The 2,291-nt window shown below is 64.0% G+C and carries 2 protein-coding genes; one reads left to right on the top strand and one right to left on the bottom strand.

Annotation, left to right across the window (positions count from 1 at the left end):
* Positions 1-53: 53 nt before the first annotated feature.
* Entirely contained in the window at positions 54-1,736 is a 1,683-nt protein-coding gene (locus VNW74_RS26380; protein WP_325682342.1) for a PucR family transcriptional regulator, read from the bottom strand.
* Between the two features lie 306 nt (positions 1,737-2,042).
* On the opposite strand from VNW74_RS26380, the gene VNW74_RS26375 reads away from it, so the two are divergent.
* A partial coding sequence (locus VNW74_RS26375) for an Hsp70 family protein (RefSeq protein WP_325682340.1) occupies positions 2,043-2,291 on the top strand: 249 nt, incomplete at its 3' end.

The following is a 2,291-nucleotide window of genomic DNA, read 5'->3' as shown; positions in this document are numbered from 1 at the left end:
TCAGTGAATCTGGCGACGGCTCACCCTAGAGGTCCGTTGCCGCGGGTTTCCGGTCAGCCATCAGGGTTCAGGAATCGCCACGCCCGTGTCGCGGCGTGCAGGTTGAACCGGGTATCGACCTTGCGGAGGTCGTGGCCGGTGAGCTGAGCGATGCGCGCCAGCCGGTAGCGCAGCGTGCTGCGATGGATATGCAGTGCAGCCGCGGATTCGTCATAATTTCCACCGCACTCCAGGTAACCGCTCAGGGTCATCACCAGTTCGGAGTTCTTGCTGTCGTCGTAATCCAGGAGTGTGCCCAGCCATTCGCGCACGAAACTTTCGACCTCGCCGTCGCCATGGGCGGCGTCGATGAGGCGATAGAAACCAAGTTCGTCGAACGCCGCGGCGCCTTGCGGACTGACTGAGCGCAGCCGGATGTTCATCGCGCGACGGGCTTCGATGAAGGATTGCGGAAAATCGTCGGGCACCGCGCATCGAGAGCCGATACCGATCACGCTGGTGGTGCTGCCAAGGATTTCACTGATCGCGTGGTACAACGCCCGCGGGTCCGGGCGGCCGTCGGTGAGCAGAACAACCAGACCTGCATGACGCCCGAGCAGATAGTTCAGATGCAACGCGGTCGCGGCCCGCCCGGCGGCAACTGGCAGCGTGCTCTTGGCGCGACCGGTGCTTTGCATCACCACCACATGGTGGGGCCGTCGTAGGTCATGGCCCAGGGCGTCGGCACGAGCGTAGGCCCCGTCTCGGTCGGTGCCGGCCAACAGATCGTCGACAAGATCGCGGCGCAGATTGAGTTCGATTTCAGCGACGGTTCGCTGGTGGGAAAGCTCCAGCGCCAAAACGATGCTGCCATAGCGCAGGGCAAACAAGTCGTCCTCGGTCACCGTGTCGTCCGGGTCGTTCAACGCGAGGACACCGAGGATCTCGGCCCGGGGCTGGACAAGTGTGAGTACTCGCCCTGCGATTCGTGCCTGACCGGTTTGTGCGGCCAGCTCGTGCAGCAGGAGTTCGCGCTCGTCCGTGAGCTGTTTGGGGTAGGGGTCGGGTTGTCCGGTACCGGCCCAGCAGCGCAGGTTGCCGAACCGATCCTCGATACCCACCGAATGCCCCGTCAGGTCATTCAGTGCATCCGCGATACCGTGCTCGCCCATTCCCGCGGCCACCGCCGCGCTCAATACTTCGTGCACGTTCGTCTGCCGCTGTAGCCGCGTCACCGTGGTGCCGAGTTCACGGTTCGCTACCTTCAGATCGGCGTTCGATTTTGTCAGCTTCGCCGCATCACCGGAGTCGCGGTCATGCAGTGCGGCATGTGCCAGGGCGGCGCCGGTCTGCTGGGCCAGGATGGTCAGCAACTGGATCTGATTGTCCGACGGTGCACTGGCGGCACTGACCACCAAACACCCGTTGACGATGCTTCGGTGACTCAGCGGGAACGCCCACCCCCACCGGCCGTCTTTTGTGTCGACGTGGCCATCCCAGCCGGACTCGCGGTGCCGTTGGATGTCGGGGTGTGCTGGCTGGGATGGTGGAAAGCGAACGAATCCGCCGTTCACCGACCGGTAACTGGCCTCGACCTGGCAGGATGCGAGTCCGCCGACGGCGGCGGCCGCTTCGCGGAAGATCTCGCCGGCGTCGGAGTCGTCGAAAGTGACACGCGACAGCGCGACCAAACCCCCTGACGAAGCCTGTTCGGCCTGGCGGGTGCCCTGTGCCGGGCTGTGCGATTTATCGTTCATTTTGGAGTGGCCAGGCTCGGCGCCTCCTCTCGAGCCACCCGTGGCCGGAGTGTCCGCTAAGGCGTCACTGGGAAGGCATGCCCGAAGTTGGCGTTCTGAAGCGCCTTTCCGGTTCCCAAAGTGCCCACCCGGCGTCCGCTAATCAGACCCTACTCCGCTGTGGTGCTGACAGGACGAATCAGAGTCCAGATTTTCGGCTCACCGGGAGCACGCGACAGCAGCTACGGGTTGCCAGACTCCCTGTTTGGGAGGGAATTACGACGCGCGTTACAGCGCGAGCGCTGCGGCAACCGAAAGGAATAGACGATGGCAACAGCGGTAGGCATCGATCTCGGGACAACGAACTCGGTGATCGCCGCCTGGCAGGGCGGGGAGCCGATTGTGATTCCCAACGCCGAGGGCGCGCGTACCACGCCCTCGGTGGTGGCCTTCACGGAGAACGGCGAGCGTCTGGTCGGGCAACTGGCCAGGCGGCAGTCGATCATGAACCCGAAGGGCACCATCTACTCGGCGAAGAGGTTCATCGGCCGCCGCTTCGACGAGATATCGGAGGAA

The sequence above is a fragment of the Mycobacterium sp. genome (genome assembly GCF_035570115.1).
GTDB lineage: Bacteria > Actinomycetota > Actinomycetes > Mycobacteriales > Mycobacteriaceae > Mycobacterium.
Note: the sequence above shows the minus strand (reverse complement) of the source record. Positions and strands in the feature narration are given on the sequence as shown.

Bases quoted from the DNA above. Each gene is read 5' to 3' on its own strand.
- VNW74_RS26380 (WP_325682342.1), bottom strand. From the start codon at position 1,736: ATGAACGATAAATCGCACAGCCCGGCACAGGGCACCCGCCAGGCCGAA.